The following is a 17,352-nucleotide window of genomic DNA, read 5'->3' on the forward strand; positions in this document are numbered from 1 at the left end:
TCACTCTCCTAAGGCAGCCTTGATCTGGGAGGCCAGGGCGGGCGTCATCCCTTTGACCGCGGCAATCTCGTCGACGCTCGCGCGTTTGAGCGAGGCGAGAGAACCGAAAGCCGTAAGTAACCGCTTCTTGCGAACCGGCCCGACCCCTGCGAGCGCGTCGAGCGCCGAACGCGTCATCGCCTTATCCCGCCGCTGGCGATGGTAGGTGATCGCGAACCGGTGCGCTTCGTCGCGGATGCGCATCACCAAATGAAGCGCGGCGGAGTTGGGCGGCAGAACGATCGGATCGGATTGCCCGGGCAGATAGAGCCACTCGTGTTCCTTGGCGAGGCCCGCGACCGGCACGCCCGTCATATCGAGTTCCTCAAGCACCTCGACGACCGCTCCGAGCTGACCCTTCCCGCCGTCGATGAGCAGCAAGTCGGGACGCTTGTCGAACTTCTCTTTTTTCGAGAGTTCCCGTTCGATGCCGCGATCGGAGCTGCCGTCGGGATCGTGACGTTTGACGTCCTCGTCGGTTTTCGCGCGCAGATAGCGCAAGCGGCGACGCAGCGTCTCCTGCATCATCGCAAAATCGTTCGGACCCTTATCGTATTGAATCTTGAATTTGCGGTACTCGCTTTTCTTCGATCGGCCCTCGTGAAACACGACCATCGAACTGACGGCGTTGGTCCCCTGAATGTTCGAGATGTCGTAGCACTCGATGCGATGCGGCAAATCCGGAAGCTCCAACGCATCGGCGAGTTGCGTGAGCGCCTGCGCCTGCGCGGTTTCCTGCACTTCTTGATTGACGAGGAATGCCTTGAGGTTTTGCTCCGCATTCTTCTGCACCAAGCGCATGTACTCGGCGCGATCGCCGCGCTGCGGCACCAGCAAACGAACGCGCTGGCCTTTAATCTCGGTTAGCCAACTCTCGATCACGCTCGAGTCGCCCGGGAACCCTTGCACCAGGATCTCTTTCGGCACCGCCGTCGCGCTCGCGCGGGTGCGCGCTCGCCGCTTGATCGCCACCGGCACGTCGTTGCCGCGCGCCTCGCGATGCTTTGCAAACGCCGAGGCGCCGGCCGGCTCGGGTGCTCCGGCGGTCCGCGCCGTGTAGAACTGTTTTACGAACTCGCTGAAGAGTTCGGCATCGGGTTGCTCGTGAACGCCGTCGAGAATGAAGTGCTCTTGGCCGATCAGCTTGCCGCCGCGGACCATAAAGACTTGCATGCACGCCTGACCCTGCCCGCGCGCGACGGCGATCAGATCCATGTCCAGCCGCGTACGCCAGACGACGGTCTGCTTCTCGGTGACGCGGCGAACTTGAACGATGCGATCGCGCAGCCGCGCCGCCGTTTCGAAACCGAGGGCCTCGGCGGCTCGAACCATGTCGTTCTGCAGCCGCGCCAGCAGCGAGTCTTGCTTCCCCTCGAGAAAGAGCACCACTTCTTCGATCATCGCGTCGTATTCGGCCTCGGATTGGTATCCAACGCACGGCGCCAAACAGCGCTTGATGTGGTATTGCAAACACGGACGATTGCGCCGCCCGTCGATCGGCTCGCGGCACGTACGCAGCGGAAAGACCAAGCGCACGAGATCGATCAACTCGCGCAACCCGTGCGCGTTGGTGTACGGGCCGAAGTACCGCGCGCCGTCGTCCTTGACCACCCGCGTGAAAACGACGCGCGGAAAAGCTTCGTCGGTGACTTTAAGGTACGGATAGCGCTTGTCGTCGCGCAGGCGCACGTTGAAGGGCGGCTGATACCGCTTGATCAGATTGGCTTCGAGGATCAGCGCCTCGATCTCGTTGTTGACTACGATCGTGCGCACGTCAACGACGCGCTCGACCATATGCTGCGTGCGGATATGGTGTGCGGCGCTCTCCTGAAAATACGAACGCACGCGGCCGCGCAGCGAGATCGCCTTGCCGATGTACAGCACCTCGCCCTCCTTGCCTATCATCTGATAGACGCCGGGGGCGTCGGGGATCTGGCTGAGCGTCGTTGCGAGCGAGCGGCGATCGATGGTGGACATCCGTACAAATTCCTTCGAGGCGCGGCCCCGAGATGCTTCGAACACGGTGGCTCGGCATGGAGTTGCTTGCATGGAGGCTGCCGCTGCGCCGGTGGCAGAGCGAGGCGTTCGAGACGTGGTGGGCCGATCGCCCGGCAACCGCGCTCGTGGTGGCGACCCCCGGCGCGGGCAAGACCCGCTTCGCGGCCCGGCTAGCCCACGCACTGCTGCAGGCAGGCGAGGTTCGTCAGGTGATCGCGGTCGTGCCGCGCGAGCATCTCAAGGGACAGATCGCCGCCGCTATGGCCGGGGCGGGCATCCACCTCGACGCGCGTTTCGATAATGCGGCCGGCGCGATCGCCTCGGATATGCACGGCGTCGCCGTGACGTATCAGCAGGTAGCCTTTTCGCCGCAGCTCTATCGCGCGCTCGCGCGAATGCCGACGCTCGTCATCCTCGACGAGCTGCATCACGCAGGCGACCAGGCAACGTGGGGGCAGGCGCTTCGCGACGCGTTCGGCGGCGCGCGCTATCGCGTCGGAATGTCGGGAACGCCGTTTCGCAGCGACGGGACGCCGATTCCGTTCGTGCGCTATCACCACGGCCTCTCGCAGGCCGATTACACGTACGACTACACGCAAGCCTTAAACGACGGCGTCTGCCGTCCGTTGGTCTTTCCGCTTCAAGGCGGGTACGCGGAATGGGTGAGCAAGGACGGCGTTATGCTCGCCGCATCCTTCGATACTGCGCTAAAATCGCGCGCCCAGCAGAGCGAACGGCTGCGCACGGCACTCACGCAAAAGGCGTGGCTCGGCGACGTCATCGTGAAAGCCGATGAAAAGCTGCGCGAGATTCGCCGGAGCGGACACGGCGATGCGGGCGGCCTCATCATCGCCATGAATCAAGCGCACGCGCGCTTCGTCGCCGACCTCGTGCGCGAACGCGTCGGAATCGAGCCGGCGATCGTCCTCTCCGACGAAGACGGCGCGTCGCGCAAGATATCGAAGTTCGGCCGCTCGCGCGATCCGTGGATCGTCGCCGTGCACATGATCTCCGAAGGGGTCGACATCCCGCGGCTGCGAGTCGGCATCTTCGCAAGCAACGTCAATACCGAGATGTATTTTCGGCAGTTCTGCGGCCGTTTCGTGCGCACGCAGCGCACGGGCGGCACGCAGCACGCATTCGTCTACCTTCCCGACGATCAGCGGATCCGCGAGTTGGCCTCGCGCGTCACGATCGACGTCAAAGCCTATCTCAAGGTGCAGCGCGAGTTCGACGATCTGACGCTAGCCAACCGCGTTCAAACCGAGACCGGCGAAACGACGAGCCTTTTCACGAGCATCAACGCCATCGTGCAGGACGAGCGCGTGCTCGACTACGGGCCGCTCTTCAATCCGCAGACCTACTACGTGGAGGAGGCACCCGTCGAACTCGCCCGCACCCTCGAGCCCGAGTTCGTGCTGAGCAAGAGCGAGGAGAAAGAACTTCTGCGCAAATCGCTCCAGGGACTCGTCGCCCAGGCCTCGCAGCGCTTCGGCATCGAGCACCGCAAGATTCACGCCACGCTCAATCAGCGCTTCGGCGGCCCGATCGCCGCCGCGACCTCCGACACGCTCAAACAACGCCGCCACGCCGTCCTTCGCTGGCTCGAACGCGACAGATACGACGGCTTGAAGTAATCCAGGCTAGAGCTTCGCTTCGGCCTTGGTGCGCGCGCGCACGATGAAGAACGCGGCGATGCCGACGACGACGGCCAGCGCGAGCACGATGAGTCCGAACTTGTGGATGATCGGAACGATCTGATCGATGTGATTGCCGAGCGAGTTGCCCAAGAGCACCAAGCCGCCGCAGAAGATCAGCGAGCCGAAGAACGTCCACAGATAGAACGGCACCAGCGGCATTTCCGCAATGCCGGCCGGAAAGCCGACGATGCCGCGCAACACGGGCACGAACCGGCAAATAAAGATCGCGAAGCTGCCGAAACGCGCGAAGAACGCTTCAACCCGCAGCAGCTCGGCCTCGTGGAAGCGCACGTATTTGCCGTACCGCTCGATAACCGGACGGCCTCCGTAGAAGCCGATCGCGTACGCGATACTTTGGCCCGCCAATTCGCCGAGGACGGCCGCCGCAACCGCGATCCACAGGCTCGGCAGATGACCGGTGGCAACCAAGGCCCCGGCCGCCGGGACGATGACCTCGGCCCCGACCGGCGCACCGATGTTCCCAAGCATGAGCGCGACGAAAAGACCGATATAGCCGACGTGCTCGACGAGGTTCAGCGCGATGGTGGTGAGGTGCTGCACGGGATTCCTTACTCGGAGGCCGCGGCGGTATTTCGCCCCGACTTGGCGCGGCGGAGTATCTCGGAAGCCAAGCTTCCGCCTTCTTGGCGCATGGCCTCAAACAGATCGGCCGGCTCGACGTCGCGATCCGCCGCCCGCTCTTCGGCCAGCGCGACGATCTTGCGCACGCGCGGCGTGACCAGGATGCCTTCCCACGTTCGGTCTTCGCCGGTTCCGAGCGCGCGACGAACCTCCGAGTGCGCCTCGGCGATCTCGATTCGGTCCAAACGCAAGCGTTCGATCACGGCGGCGTCGTGCTCTTCGAGCAACGCGAGCAGCAAATGTTCGGCGCCTACGTAATAGTGATTGTGGTTGCGGCACTCTTGCTCGGCGGCCCGCAGCACGCGCCGAGAAGCGGCACTAAATCGAGAAAACAATATATCCCGTGGTATGGGCCGGATGCCGGTGCTTGGTGGCAGCCCCAGGCATTGCAGCATGCTGCTTGGGGGTAAATATCGGGGCGACTGGATTCGAACCAGCGACCTCTACGTCCCGAACGTAGCGCTCTACCAAGCTGAGCCACGCCCCGACAAAAACTCCCATTGATTCGGACGTTCGAGATGCCTTCCTGCAAGTCTTGGCATCTTCTCTCGAAGACAAAACAGGCCCGCCGACGCCGTTAGCGAAGGTTCTGGCCGCTCATGAGATACCTCATCGTCGGGTGCGGCCGCGTCGGATCCACCCTCGCGAAGCTCCTCGATGCCGACAATCACGAAGTTACCGTCATCGACGAAAACCCCTCCGCGTTTCGCCGCCTCGGGCCCGGTTTTAAAGGGCACGTGGTCGTTGGAACGGGCATCGATTACGACGTGCTCGCGCGAGCCGGCGCCGAGCAGACCGACGGGTTCATCGCCGTAACCAACGGCGACAATCGCAACGTGATGGCGGCCCTGATCGCGCAGCGCATGTTCGCCGTCAAGAAGATCGTTTGCCGCATTTACGATCCGCCCCGCGGGTTGATGTATCGCGATCTCGGTATCGACACGGTCTGTCCGACGACGATCGGCGCGAAGATGATTCGCGACATGCTGATGGAAGCGCCTTGGGACACGCTGCAGTCCTTCGATTTCGGTAAGGTTACCTCGCTCACGGCCATCGTCGGCGCGTCGTACGCGGGTAAGCGCGTGAGCGATGTCGAGCAGCCCGGACGCATCCGCATCGCCGCCATCCGCACCGGCAAGACCGTGCGCGTTGCCGCCAACGACACCGAACTCGCCGAAGGCGACGAGATCAATGCCATCGTCGCTCCCGAGGCGATCAGCGAGTTCGCTCAAACGTTCGGATCTGCCGCGCCCGCGGCGAAAGTCGGCGCGTAGGATGTTCGTGCTCATCGTCGGCGGCGGAAAAGTCGGCTCCTATCTTACTCGCGCGTTACTGCAAGAGGGCCACGAGGTCGTCGTGGTCGAGAAGGAAGAGCGCAAAGCGAAAATGCTCGAAACGCTGCTCGAAACCAACGTGACGGTCGTCGGCGACGGCTGCGACCCCTTAATCCTCGAGGGCGCCGGCATCGGCCGCGCCGATGTCGTGGTCGCCGACACGGGCGACGATGAAGACAATCTCGTCGTCTGCTTGATCGCCAAGAAAAAAACGAAAGCGCGCTGTATCGCGCGCGTCAACAATCCGGGCAACAAGTTGATCTTCGAATCCCTCGATTCCGAGGATCCGATCACGGTCATCTCTTCCACCGAGATCATTCTCGACGTTCTCAACGAACACGTGAGCGCCTCGAAAGGCACCAATCTCGAGACGATGCACCTCTTTGGTAAAGGCCAGATGCAGATGGTCAAGGTCGGGGTCCCGGCCCGTTCTCCGGCCGACGGCAAGCGCGTGAGCGATCTCGACTTTCCGCGCAACAGCGTGCTGGTCGCCGTCGTACGCGACGAGGAAGACTTGGTAATTCCCACGAGCGACACGGAGCTGCACGTCGGCGACAAAGTGATCGCCATCGTACGCGACGGCGCGGCCGAACAATTGCGCGCGCTGCTCGCCGGAGGCGAGGCCTCTAACGGAGGCTCGCCGTAAACCGCAACGAACGCAAACGCGCCGCCTCCACGACGACTCTTGAAGACTCGGGCACGCAGGCCCGGCTCCTCGTCTACATCGCCGCCGCATCCGGTGCGGGCAAGACGCGCCGCCTGCTCGACGACGCTCACCGTGCCCGCCTAGCGGGCAAGAACGTCGTCATCGGCTGGCTCGAGGTGAGAGGCCGCGCCGATCTGGAACGGCTCGCCGAAGATATTCCACGAGTGCCCCCGCACTTGGTAAAAGTCGGTACCGCGAGCGTTCCCGAATTCGATTTCGAGGCGGCGGTCGCCATGCACCCCGACGTCGTCTTGCTCGACGACCTCGCCCACGACAATAGCCCCGGCTCCCCGAACGCCAAACGCTGGCAGGACGCGCTTGCGTTACGCGAACGCGGCATCTCGGTCTTGAGCGCTTTCAATATCGCGCATCTCGAGACGGCCGCGCCGATCGCGCAAATCGTGACCGGATGTCCGGTTCGCGAGACGGTGCCGATCTCGTTTCTCAAGGCCGCCGAAGAGGTCATCGCACTCGACGTCTCCCCGCAGCTGCTCCAGCGCCGACTGATCTCGCAAAAGGCCGTCAAGAGCGAAACCCTTCACGCACTGCGCGAACTTCTGCTGCGCACGATCGACGATCTCACGATTCCGGCCATATCCGCCGACGCCGTCTCGACGGCGGCCGCGATCGTGCTGCCCGGCTTCAATCCGGTCCCGTTCATCCGCCGGACTGCCGCCATCGCATCGGCGCTCGATCTCGCGCTCGAAGTGCACACCGCGCCGAGCGTCTCCGTCGACGAGTTCGCGGCGCTCACGCACGGCGAGTACGAATGCGAAGTCTTTCCCGGCGACGTGCAGGGAGCGATCGAGGATATCGACGACTTGCGAGCGTCGCTCGTTGCGGTTCCGATGAGCAAGTTCGCAAAACAATTGGCCAATCGCAAAGCCGAACGCGATCTCTTTCTGGTTGGCACCGACCAAACGTTTCTCTCGCAGCCGCCGCTCTCGTCGCGTCTCTCCGGCGCGCTCGGCGACCGGCTGCGCATCGGCTACGGCAAACTTACGGTCTATCTCGGCGCGGTGGCCGGCTCCGGAAAAACGATGGCCATGCTCGATCGCGGCCATCAGTTGCTGAGCGAAGGCGTCGACGTCGTCGCCGGTTTCATCGAGACGCACGGGCGCGCGGAGACGCAGGCGCTCGTCGCCGGACTCGAAGTGGTGCCGCGCAAGCGCGTCGATGCCAACGGCGTGGCCCAGGAAGAGTTCGATCGCGACGCGCTCATCGCGCGCCATCCGAAGGTCGCGCTCATCGACGAGCTGGCCCACACCAACGCCCCGGCATCGGCCGCGCGGAAGCGATACGAGGACGTGCTCGCCGTGCTGCGCGCCGGAATCGACGTCGTCACGACGCTCAATATCGCGCACCTCGAGGCGCTCGGCGACGCCATCTTTCGCTTGACCGGAACGACCGTTCGTCAGACGCTGCCCGATGGAATTCTCGCGCTAGCCGACGAGGTCATTTTAATCGACGTCACGCCCGAAGCGCTGCGCGAACGCTTGCGCGAAGGGAAGATCTTTCCGCCCGAACGCGTGGAGACGGCGCTTGGAACCTTCTTCCGCACCGATAACCTTCGGGCGCTTCGCGAACTCGCCGTACGCGAAGCGATGCAAGCCAAAGATCGCGAGCGGGTCTGCGCCCCGTTCGAGCGGCTGCTGCTCACGATCGCGCCCCGCGAGAGCGATATCGCGCTGGTCACGCGCTGCTCGAAGATTGCCGGACGCCTGAGCATCGATTTTGCCGTCACCCACGTGGCGGCAGCTAACGAGCATCCCGACGCGGCGATGCTGGCAACGCTGGAGCAAGCCGTCAAAGCGGCCGGCGGCAAATGGATCTACGATCGCAGCGCCGATCCGCCCAAACGGGTGATCGAAATGGCTCGCGCGGTCCTCGAAACCACCGTCGTCGTCGGCGGCACGTTGCGCAACCCGCGCTGGCCGCAGCCCAACGCCTACGCGCGCCGTTTGATCGATGCCGGGGCGCGCGAACTCATCATCCTCGCCCGCCGCCACGAGGGAACGCAGGAACTCACCGGTTCCGACTAAGCGTCGAGCCCCAATTCGCGGACGCGCGGTTCGATCGTAAACGAACTGACCAGCACGGTTACCAGCACCACCGCAAACGTCGCATCGATAATGATGGGCCGCTGCTCGATCGCGAGCGGAGTCGCGAGCGCGAGCGCGAGCGAGAGCGCGCCGCGTACGCCCGCCAATCGCACGACGGTTTTCCAGCGAAGATCCAACCGCGGACGAACCAGCGCCAATCCGCCGTACGCCAGCAGGATGCGCGCCGCGGCGACGGCGAGCAGCGTGAGCAGAATCACGAGCGGAGCGTGCAGCAGGCGGGTGACGTCGAGGGCGGCACCGACCAGAAAAAAGAGCACCGCGTTGGCGGCGGCGGCGGCGATCGACCAGGCGCGCTCGACGCCGTCGGCGCGCCGCACGACGTCGTGCCGCGTCTCCAGCGCGCGCAAAACGATACCCAGCGACACGACCGCGAAAATGCCGGACCACTGCAAGCGATCCGCCGCAAAGTACGCTCCGTACGCCGCTACAAACGTCAAACCGGTCTGTGCGACCGCGCCGATTCCGCGGCGCAGAATCAGCGAGGTCACGAAGGCGGCAACCACTCCCAGCCCGATCCCGAACGCGGTTCCTAGCACGGCACCGGCGGCGATTTGGACGGTGCCGGCAGCAGTCGCTCCAATCGCAAACGTCATTAAGATGACTCGATACACGACGACGGCGACCGCATCGTTGAGCAGCGCTTCGCTCTCGACGATCGTGGCGAGCGTCTTTGGAACGACCAACTGGCGAAAGATCGCCACCACGGCGACCGGATCGGTCGCGCTAAGCACCGCGCCGAGCAAAAGTGCGACGCGCCACGGCAGGGCGCCGGCAACGTGCGTTGCCGCGCCGACGATCGCGGCCGTTACGAGCACGCCCGGAAACGCGAGCAACACGATCGGACGCCACACCTGACGCATGACCCGCAAGTCGAGCTGCCAGGCCGCTTCGAAAATCAGCGCCGGCAAAAACACATAGAGCGTCACCGTGCCGAAGAGGCCCGTCAGCCGGCCGGGAAAAGCGACGCCCACACCGATGCCCGCGATCAGAAGCACCGCAATCTGCCAGAGCTTCACGACGATCGCACGATTCGGCGCACCTCGCTAGTGCGTGTGTGTGAAGTTGCCGACGCGCACGCCGCGTTCGCGAATGGCGGCGATCGCGCGCTGCATCCCGAGCGGGTTGCTAGGGCGGCCCACCGCGGCGAAATACCACTCGGGGTCGATATTGAGCGTGCGCGTCTGGATCATGGTCACGCGCGCGCCGTCGAGGAACGCGCCCATCGCCGCCAATTCGGCCTCGTCGTCGGTAACGCCGGGATGCGTAAGCAGGTTGAGCGAGACGCGTAGACCCGCGTCGACCGCCAGCCGGATCGAATCGAAGACGTTTTCGAGCGTATATCCAAGCGGGCGATAATACGCCGCATAGACGTCCGGGCGAAACGAATTGAGGCTCACGCGAACGGCCTGGAGTCCGGCATCGATACAGCGACGCAATTCGCCCGTCATGCTGCCGTTCGTGTTGAGGTTGATCGTGCCGTTCGCGCGGCGAGCGCGAATCAACTCGATCGCGCGCGCGATCGTCACGCCGCGCAGCAGTGGCTCGCCTTCGCAACCTTGCCCGAACGAAACGATACCTTCCGGCACGCGTTCGAGATGATAGATTCCGATGCGCGACAGTTCTTGGGCGTTGGTCTCGAAGGCGATTCGCGTTTGCGGCGAAGGCAGGTGTGCCTCGGGAGCGAGTTCGGAGATGCAGCCGACGCAGCGCGCGTTACACTTCGGCGAGACCGGCAACGCGGCTTCGCCGCGCGCGAGAAACACGTTTTGCGCCGTGAAACAGCCGTACTCGCGCGAGCAGAGCGCGACTTGCTCGAGCACGCGATTGTGCGGATCGGTCGCGAGACGGCGCTCGAGAATGCCTTCGAGTTCGCCCGACTCGAAATAGCGCGGCTGCCAGTCTTCGCCCTCGTCGGTACGCATCGCCGCGACGTGCAGCGCGTCGTCGACGACGCACGCGAAGGTGTATCCGAAGAGCGGCAGCGTCGGCGCGTCTTCTTCTTTCACGTAGGCCGGGACGAGTAGCCGCGTGTAGCCCGCGGGCAAGATCGCCGCCAAGGCGTAGCGTCGTTTGGTACTTCCGCGCGCGAGCATCGGACGGCGGCCCGGCAAGATCGTTTCCACCGTGCCCGGCGGAGCGGGAATCAATTCGCCCGGCTCGACTCGACGAATCAGGCCGCCGTCGGCGAGCGGTTCGCGCGATTCGTCGTAATAGATGCGCCCCTCGCGGTCGCAATACGCCAGTCCGATCACAGCGATTTTGCAAACAGGTGCTGCGTTTTGAGAACCGCATACCCGTGGCGCCGATAGAACTCGTGGGCGCGCTCGCGAACCACGTTGGCGCGCAGCCGCACGGCGGTACACTCGCGGGCTCGCGCCCACGCTTCGACCCGCTGCAGTAACGCCTCGCCGACGCGCACGCCGCGGTACTCATCCTCGACGACGAGCCCATCGACGACGGCATGCTTCGCGGCGGTCAGCGGCGCGCTCGCATGTGCGCCGATCCACCCGACCACCCCCGCGCGCGGGACGACGGCGACGAACAGTTCGCGCTCGTTCGTGCGCGCCGCGAGAAAGGTCTCGACGTGCGCGATCGTCACGTCGTACCCCAGTTGCAGAGCGAGCGCGGCGATGCGCCGAGCATCGGATGCAAGCGCCTCGCGGACGTTGACCTCGAGCCGCTCAAACGAGGACTGCATCGGCGACCTCGATCGACGTATCGAACGCCCGCACGGCGGGACCGGTTAGATACGACTCTCCACGTCCGTCCCACTCCACGCGCAGCCGCCCGCCCGGCACGTACACCTCGACCGGCGATTCGACCATCCCGCGCACGATCGCGACCGCGGCGCAGGCGACCGCGCCGGTGCCGCACGCGTGGGTGAGACCCACCCCGCGTTCCCAGTGCCGTACGTCCAAACGTCGCGCGCCGGAACGAACCGCCACGTGAACGTTCGTGCCCTTCGCGAAGGCCGGATCGCGCTGCAGCTGTATGCCGGCCGCCGGCAGATCGATCGCATCGAGCGCCGCGGCGAAGATGACGACGTGCGGGTTCCCCATCGAAACGAACGCGGCATCCGGAAACGGAATCGCACGCGGTTCGAAGCGCGGCACGCCCATGCGTTCGCGAATCTCGTACGAACCGCGATCGTCCTTGGCAACGACCGCCGTTTCGATGATTCCGGCCAGCGTCTCGATTCGCAGCGTATCCGCCGATCCGGCTTCGCTCAAGAAGCGCGCGACGCAGCGAATCCCGTTGCCGCACATTTCGGCCTCGCCGCCGTCCGCATTGATGACGCGCACGCGCGCGTCGGCGTTCGCGGAAGGCAGAATGGCGAGTACGCCGTCGGCGCCGATGCTTCCGCGGCGATCGCAGACGGAGCGGGCGAAGGCGGAGAGATCGGCGAGTTGCGACGAGCGCTGGTCAACGACGACGAAATCGTTGAGCGTGCCGTGCATCTTCGTCACGGCCACGGTGGGCATCAGACGGCGGGAACCTCGTCGACCTGCGCGGGCGCGGGATCGTGGTTCGCGGCGTTAAACGGGCCGAGCGGCGAGATCGTCGATACGGCGTGCTTGTAGATCAGATGCGTCTTGCGTTCGTATTCGAGCAAAATGGTGAATGGATCGAAGCCTTTAACGATGCCGCGCAGTTGAAACCCATTCATCAAATAGATCGTGACGGGGACGCCCTGACGTTTGATCTCGGCGAGGTACGTGTCTTGCTGACTCGCGGGCATGCGATGCGGCTTCATGCCCACGCGAGCTTTTCCCTTGCCGCGGCGGCCACCGCGGCGGCCGGCAGCCAATGCGTCTGCGGCTCCGAACGAAACCACGCTTGCTGCCGTTTGGCGTAGCGGCGCGTCGCGCGCACCAAGAGCGTGCGCAATTCGGCAAGCGTGCACCAGCCGCGAGCGTATGCGAGCGCCTGCGGATAGCCGACCGCGTTCGCCGCGACCGCCTCCGTACCGACTCGCTCGGCTTCCTCAACGAGTCCGGCGGCCAACATCGCGTCGGTGCGCCGCAGGATGCGCGCGTCGAGCGCAACGGAGTCGATTTCGAGAAAGACCTTCACGAACGGGATGCCGGCCGCGGGCAGCGTGAGCGATTCGGCGGCGTCGCCGCGCACGGCACCGGCGGGTGCGAGCGCGATCTCGAGCGCCCGCAGCACGCGATACCGATCGGCGGGGTGCAGCATTGCCGCCCGTCGCGAATCGCGCCGGCGGAGCCACTCGTGCAGGAACTCGCTATCGTGAATGCGCGCCTCGCGCGCCAACCGGTCGCGCAGCGCCGCGTCGTATGCGGACTCAAGCGCGACGGCGCCGGTGAGGGCTCGTAGGTAAAAACCCGTGCCGCCGGCGACGATCGCGCGCTTCCCGCGAGCGTGAATCGCCGCGATCGCCCGCGTCGCATCCGATGCGAACCGCGCCGCCGAATAGGCGTCGTGCGGATCGAGGAAGCCGACGAGATGGTGCCGCACCGCGGCCAACTGCTCCGCCGAGGGCGCCGCGGTGCCGATCGGCATGCCGCGATAGATCTGGCGGGAGTCCGCACCCACGATCTCCGCGTCGAATTCGCGCGCCAGCGCGATCGCGAGATCGGTCTTTCCCGACCCGGTCGGCCCCGCGAGAATCAACACGCCGGGCGCGGAAGCGCTCACAACCGTTTGAATAAACGAGCGATCGCGTCGGGCGCGAGATGAACGATCGTAGGACGGCCGTGCGGGCAGTGCATCGGGTTCTCGCACCGCTGCAACCGATCGACGAGCGACGTCATCTCGGCATGCGCGAGCGATTCGCCGGCGACGGTTACGGAATGACACGCCAACGACGCCCAGATGCGCTCGCGCACGTCGCGCGCTTTTGGCTCCTCGGTGAGATCGTCGAGAAAACCGCGCAGGTCGAAGGGACGCGCGCCGTACCCGGCCGGCGTCGCAACGATGCGATACGTGCGCTCGCCGAACGACTCGATATCGAGCCCGCCTTCGCGCAAGAGATCGAGCGTTCGATCGAGCGCGACGCTCTCGCTCGGCCCCAGTTCGAAACTCATCGGGACCAGCAGCGGCTCGCTCGGCGCGCGCGTCTGCGCGCGATTCACGATCGCTTCGTACGCGATTCGCTCGTGCGCGGCGTGCTGGTCTACGAGCACGAGCGCCTCGCCGTCGGTCGCCACGATGTACGTGCGATCGAGCTGGGCGAGCACGCGCAGCCGCGGCGCGTCCGGCGGCGGCTCGCCCGACTCGAGGCCGCGCTCGATATCGAAGAGCGATTGCAGCGCGGGCGGCGTTGCGTCCATCGCACCAGGCGCGAGCGAGACGTGCAGCACGTCGCGAAACGTTTGCGTCGCGGCACGCCGGAGGGTCGCCGCGATCGTGCGTTTGGCCGCATCGAAGACTTGATGCCCGTAACGGAGGCGCACGTCGTTCTTGGTCGGGTGAACGTTCGGATCGACGTGCTCCGGCGGCAGCGTGAGAAAGAGCACGCCGTACGGATGGCGCCCGATCATCGCAAAGGTGGAGTAGCCGGCCGTCCAGGCACCGGCGAGCAGCGTGCTGCGCAACAGACGGCCGTTAACGAAGAGCAGCTGCATGCGCCGGTCGCCGCGATCGCTGCCGGGCCGGCTGACGTATCCCGAGAGCGTTCCCTGCAAGCCGGCGGCGGCATCTACGTCCAGCGGCATCAGCGTTTCGGCCGCCGGTTTCCCGAAGACCGTCGCCAACCGCTGACGCGGATCGTCGCTGGCGGGCATCACCCACGTTTCCTTGCCGTCGTGCGCGAGCGCGAACGTGATGCGCGGATAGGCGAGTGCGAAGGTCGAGAGCCAGCCGGAGATGCGATTGAATTCGGCGCTCGCCGATTTTAAATATTCGCGACGCACGGGAACGTTCTCAAAGAGGCGCTCCGCACGCACCATCGTACCTGGCGGTGCGGGCACCGGTTCGACCGGCTCCGCGCGTTCCGCGTGCGCGCGAATGCGCGCGCCGATCTGCTCGCCTGCGCGGCGCGTGACGATCGTAAGGTGCGCGACCGCCGCGATGCTGGCCAGCCCTTCGCCGCGAAATCCGAGCGAATCGATCGACTCCAAGTCGCTCGCGATCGACAATTTGCTCGTTGCGTGGCGCAACACGGCGAGCGGCAATTCCGCGGCCGGTATCCCGTCGCCGTCGTCGACCACCTCGACCAAGGCGATTCCGCCGTCTTTGAGGGAGACGGTAATGCGGGACGCGCCGGCATCGACCGCATTTTCGACCAGTTCCTTCACCACCGAGAGCGGGCGCTCGACGACTTCGCCGGCGGCAATCTGGCCGACCGTTTGCGGATCGAGAAGCGCGATCACCCGTCGCTTCCCAGGAACGAAAGCTGACGCTCCGGCGCAACGGTTTTCGGCAGCCGCTTGCGCAACGGCACCTGCACTTCGAGGTCGGCGTGACCCGAGAGCGCGTCGGCGATCTCGGTGGCGCGCTCCACGACCTCCGGCGGCAGACCCGCCATCCGCGCGACTTCGATCCCAAACGAACGCGACGAACTGCCGGGAAGCACGCGATGCGAAAAGACCGGAGCGCCGCTGCGGCTGGTATTCTCGACCGCCGTGATGTGATAGTTTGCCACCAGCGGCCAATGCTCCGAGAGTGCGACCAGCTCGTGGAAATGCGTCGCGAAGAGCGTCATCGGCGCGTGCGTTTCGAGACCCAGCAAAAACTCGCAGATCGCCTGCGCGATGGCCAGCCCGTCGATGGTGCCGGTGCCGCGCCCGACCTCGTCGATGAGCAGCAAGCTGCGCTGCGTGGAGCGGCGCAGAATATTCGCCGCCTCGGCCATCTCCAAATAAAACGTCGATTGTCCGGAAGCGAGATCGTCGCCCGCGCCGATCCGCGTGAAGATGCGATCGACCACGCCGAGCGTTGCGGATTTTGCGGGAACGTACGATCCGATCTGCGCCATGATCGTTAGCAGGGCCGCCTGACGCAAGTAGGTGGATTTACCGCCCATATTCGGTCCGGTCAGCAAGATGAATCGATGGTCGTCCGCGCGCAAGTGCAGATCGTTCGGCACGAAGTTCGTCCGCAGGACCGTTTCCATGACCGGATGGCGGCCGTCGACGATCGCGAGCGTGCTGCCGTCGATCAGCTCGGGGCGCACGTATCCGCGTTCGGCCGCGCATTGGGCGAGCGAACAGAGAACGTCGATCTCTGCCAGCGCATCGGCCGCCGCGAGCAAGTCGTCGATCCGCGCGCCGATGCGATCGACCAATTCGCCGAAGAGCTGATCCTCCAGCCGCAATTGACGCGACTGCGCCGTCTGAATCGCGATCTCCAATTCTTTGAGTTCCGGCGTGATGAAGCGCTCGCCGTTGGTCAGCGTTTGTTTGCGCACGTAGTCGGCGGGCACTTGCGCGACGTAGGCCTTACTCACTTCGATCGCATAGCCGAAGGCGCTCGCGTACTTAATCTTCAGCGATTTAATGCCGGTCCGCTCGCGTTCGCGCTCTTCGAGTTCCGAGAGCTTCGAACGAGCGTCGGTTCGAAGACTCACGCATTGCGCGAGTTCGGTGCTTGCATCGGGCCGAACCACGCCGCCGTCGTTGAGCTGCGCTGGAGGTTCGTCGACGAGCGTCCGCGCGAGATCGGCGGCCAACTCCGTGAAATCCGCCATCCGTCCGAGTTGCGCCGCCAGCGACGGCGGCGTGACTTGACGCAGCGGGCGTACGATCTCGAGCGTGCGGCGCAGCGATGCGAGGTCGCGCGGCAGCGCGCGCTTGAAGCGCACTTTCTGTGAGATGCGCTCGATGTCGAAACACCCGCGAAGCAGTTCCTGCATCGAGTCGCGACGCACGTGTTCGTCGATGAGCGCCTGCACGCCGGCCTGTCGCTGCAGGATCGCGTCGCGATCGATCAGCGGCGCCAGGATCCAGCGCGCGAGCATTCGCGAGCCCATCGACGTGGCGCACTTGTCGAGGGTGGCCAGCAGCGTCGCCTTCGGATTCGCACCGAGCGCCTTCGTTAGCTCGAGGTTTTTGCGCGTGTTGGGATCGAGCGAGAGAAAGGTTTGCTGACGGTAGTACTGCGGCGGGTTGAGCGCTTCGCCCGCGCTCACGCCGGTGCGTTTTACGAAGGCGAGCAGGGCGTCGAGCGCCCGGTGCATCGCGAGCGATTCGTCGACGGAATACCCGGCGATCGCTTTGCGTTCGCGCGTTCCGACCGCCGAAAGATTCGGCGCCGCGACGCGCGCGCCGAAGCCCTCGATCGCTCCGGCCATCGTGGCCCGCAGATCGGGCGGCAAATCGGCAACGACCTCGGCGGGTCCGATACGGCCGATCTCCGCGAGCAGTTCGTCGTAGGCAAGGTCGCCGCTCAACGCCGTGGCCGCACAGTAGCCGGTGGAAACGTCGGCGTACGCGAGCGCGAAGGTCTCCTCGACCACCGTGATCGCGGCGAGATAATTGTTCTGCTTGCCGTCGAGCAATTGATCTTCGATCAGCGTCCCGGGGGTGACGATGCGAACGACGTCGCGACGCACGAGTTTGTTGGGCTGCGGCACCTCCAATTGCTCGGCGAGCGCGACGATGAAGCGCTGCTGCACGAGTCGCGCGAGATACTGCGCGAGGGCGTGGTGCGGAACGCCCGCCATCGCCACACGCTGTCCGCCGCCGGCCTCTTTCGAGGTCAACGCGATCGAGAGCGCGCGCGCGACCGTTTCCGCATCCTCGCCGTAGGCTTCGTAGAAGTCACCGACGCGCGCGAGCAAAATCGCTTCGGGATGGCGGTTCTTCATCCCAAAGTACTGCTCGAGCATCGGCGAGTATTGGTTCATA

At 65.0% G+C, this 17,352-nt stretch carries 15 protein-coding genes, 1 tRNA gene and 1 pseudogene; 5 read left to right on the plus strand and 12 right to left on the minus strand.

All coding sequences use genetic code 11. The features are described from left to right. Positions 1 to 2,016 (minus strand): excinuclease ABC subunit UvrC, encoded by a 2,016-nt coding sequence (gene uvrC / locus VIG32_11785; protein HEY8298689.1) that lies wholly within the window; start codon positions 2,014 to 2,016, stop codon positions 1 to 3. A gap of 56 nt (positions 2,017 to 2,072) precedes the next feature. Here uvrC and VIG32_11790 point away from each other — a divergent pair, with 56 nt between their 5' ends. Further along, complete coding sequence (locus tag VIG32_11790) at positions 2,073 to 3,674, plus strand: DEAD/DEAH box helicase family protein (GenBank protein ID HEY8298690.1); 1,602 nt, start codon at positions 2,073 to 2,075, stop codon at positions 3,672 to 3,674. A gap of 6 nt (positions 3,675 to 3,680) precedes the next feature. Here VIG32_11790 and VIG32_11795 read toward each other — a convergent pair whose 3' ends face one another. From VIG32_11795 to VIG32_11805, 3 genes are all read right to left on the minus strand, one after another. Continuing rightward, entirely contained in the window at positions 3,681 to 4,298 is a 618-nt protein-coding gene (locus tag VIG32_11795) for a DedA family protein (protein HEY8298691.1), read from the minus strand. 8 nt (positions 4,299 to 4,306) lie between these two features. Further along, positions 4,307 to 4,681 carry a Clp protease N-terminal domain-containing protein gene (locus tag VIG32_11800; protein HEY8298692.1) on the minus strand — a complete coding sequence of 125 codons (375 nt, stop codon included), beginning with the start codon at positions 4,679 to 4,681 and terminating at the stop codon, positions 4,307 to 4,309. Between the two features lie 111 nt (positions 4,682 to 4,792). Continuing rightward, positions 4,793 to 4,866, minus strand: a tRNA-Pro gene (locus tag VIG32_11805). Between the two features lie 112 nt (positions 4,867 to 4,978). On the opposite strand from VIG32_11805, the gene VIG32_11810 reads away from it, so the two are divergent. The 4 genes and pseudogenes from VIG32_11810 (at position 4,979) to VIG32_11825 (ending at position 8,461) form a co-directional block, all read left to right on the plus strand. Then, entirely contained in the window at positions 4,979 to 5,653 is a 675-nt protein-coding gene (locus VIG32_11810) for an NAD-binding protein (GenBank protein HEY8298693.1), read from the plus strand. A gap of 1 nt (position 5,654) precedes the next feature. After that, positions 5,655 to 6,359, plus strand: a complete 705-nt coding sequence (locus VIG32_11815) for an NAD-binding protein (protein ID HEY8298694.1) — start codon at positions 5,655 to 5,657, stop codon at positions 6,357 to 6,359. A gap of 68 nt (positions 6,360 to 6,427) precedes the next feature. Next, positions 6,428 to 6,952: pseudogene (locus VIG32_11820) on the plus strand (sensor histidine kinase KdpD). 315 nt (positions 6,953 to 7,267) lie between these two features. Continuing rightward, positions 7,268 to 8,461, plus strand: coding sequence for a sensor histidine kinase KdpD (locus tag VIG32_11825; GenBank protein ID HEY8298695.1), 1,194 nt, complete (start codon positions 7,268 to 7,270; stop codon positions 8,459 to 8,461). On the opposite strand, the gene VIG32_11830 is transcribed toward VIG32_11825, so the two are convergent. From VIG32_11830 to mutS, 8 genes are read right to left on the minus strand one after another with little or no spacing between them, the layout of a single operon-like run. Continuing rightward, complete coding sequence (locus VIG32_11830; GenBank protein ID HEY8298696.1) at positions 8,458 to 9,558, minus strand: cation:proton antiporter; 1,101 nt, start codon at positions 9,556 to 9,558, stop codon at positions 8,458 to 8,460. The two genes, VIG32_11825 and VIG32_11830, sit on opposite strands and share 4 nt — an antisense overlap. Positions 9,559 to 9,585: 27 nt before the next feature. Further along, the gene (locus VIG32_11835) at positions 9,586 to 10,794 is read right to left on the minus strand and encodes a radical SAM protein (protein HEY8298697.1); all 1,209 of its coding nucleotides are present in this window, start codon (positions 10,792 to 10,794) and stop codon (positions 9,586 to 9,588) included. Then, the gene (locus VIG32_11840) at positions 10,791 to 11,240 is read right to left on the minus strand and encodes a GNAT family N-acetyltransferase (GenBank protein ID HEY8298698.1); all 450 of its coding nucleotides are present in this window, start codon (positions 11,238 to 11,240) and stop codon (positions 10,791 to 10,793) included. The genes VIG32_11835 and VIG32_11840 overlap by 4 nt, the downstream gene beginning before the upstream one ends. Further along, positions 11,224 to 12,024, minus strand: coding sequence for a diaminopimelate epimerase (dapF, locus tag VIG32_11845; protein HEY8298699.1), 801 nt, complete (start codon positions 12,022 to 12,024; stop codon positions 11,224 to 11,226). Before dapF ends, VIG32_11840 begins: the two co-directional genes overlap by 17 nt. After that, positions 12,024 to 12,296, minus strand: a complete 273-nt coding sequence (hfq, locus tag VIG32_11850; protein HEY8298700.1) for an RNA chaperone Hfq — start codon at positions 12,294 to 12,296, stop codon at positions 12,024 to 12,026. Before hfq ends, dapF begins: the two co-directional genes overlap by 1 nt. After that, on the minus strand, positions 12,293 to 13,201 hold the full coding sequence (miaA, locus tag VIG32_11855) for a tRNA (adenosine(37)-N6)-dimethylallyltransferase MiaA (GenBank protein HEY8298701.1): 909 nt from the start codon (positions 13,199 to 13,201) through the stop codon (positions 12,293 to 12,295). Before miaA ends, hfq begins: the two co-directional genes overlap by 4 nt. Continuing rightward, positions 13,198 to 14,877, minus strand: a complete 1,680-nt coding sequence (gene mutL / locus VIG32_11860) for a DNA mismatch repair endonuclease MutL (protein HEY8298702.1) — start codon at positions 14,875 to 14,877, stop codon at positions 13,198 to 13,200. Before mutL ends, miaA begins: the two co-directional genes overlap by 4 nt. After that, on the minus strand, positions 14,874 to 17,351 hold the full coding sequence (mutS, locus tag VIG32_11865; protein ID HEY8298703.1) for a DNA mismatch repair protein MutS: 2,478 nt from the start codon (positions 17,349 to 17,351) through the stop codon (positions 14,874 to 14,876). The genes mutL and mutS overlap by 4 nt, the downstream gene beginning before the upstream one ends. Position 17,352: the final 1 nt, after the last annotated feature.

Source organism: Candidatus Baltobacteraceae bacterium, assembly GCA_036559195.1.
In the GTDB taxonomy this organism is placed as follows: Bacteria; Vulcanimicrobiota; Vulcanimicrobiia; order Vulcanimicrobiales; family Vulcanimicrobiaceae; genus JALYTZ01.

What these genes read in the sequence shown, in the direction of transcription:
- VIG32_11825 (HEY8298695.1), top strand. Translation starts at nt 7,268, where the DNA reads ATGAGCAAGTTCGCAAAACAATTGGCCAATCGCAAAGCCGAACGCGAT.
- hfq (HEY8298700.1), bottom strand. Translation starts at nt 12,296, where the DNA reads ATGAAGCCGCATCGCATGCCCGCGAGTCAGCAAGACACGTACCTCGCC.
- uvrC (HEY8298689.1), bottom strand. Translation starts at nt 2,016, where the DNA reads ATGTCCACCATCGATCGCCGCTCGCTCGCAACGACGCTCAGCCAGATC.
- VIG32_11815 (HEY8298694.1), top strand. Translation starts at nt 5,655, where the DNA reads ATGTTCGTGCTCATCGTCGGCGGCGGAAAAGTCGGCTCCTATCTTACT.
- mutS (HEY8298703.1), bottom strand. Translation starts at nt 17,351, where the DNA reads ATGAACCAATACTCGCCGATGCTCGAGCAGTACTTTGGGATGAAGAAC.
- VIG32_11840 (HEY8298698.1), bottom strand. Translation starts at nt 11,240, where the DNA reads ATGCAGTCCTCGTTTGAGCGGCTCGAGGTCAACGTCCGCGAGGCGCTT.
- VIG32_11790 (HEY8298690.1), top strand. Translation starts at nt 2,073, where the DNA reads ATGGAGTTGCTTGCATGGAGGCTGCCGCTGCGCCGGTGGCAGAGCGAG.
- dapF (HEY8298699.1), bottom strand. Translation starts at nt 12,024, where the DNA reads ATGCCCACCGTGGCCGTGACGAAGATGCACGGCACGCTCAACGATTTC.
- VIG32_11810 (HEY8298693.1), top strand. Translation starts at nt 4,979, where the DNA reads ATGAGATACCTCATCGTCGGGTGCGGCCGCGTCGGATCCACCCTCGCG.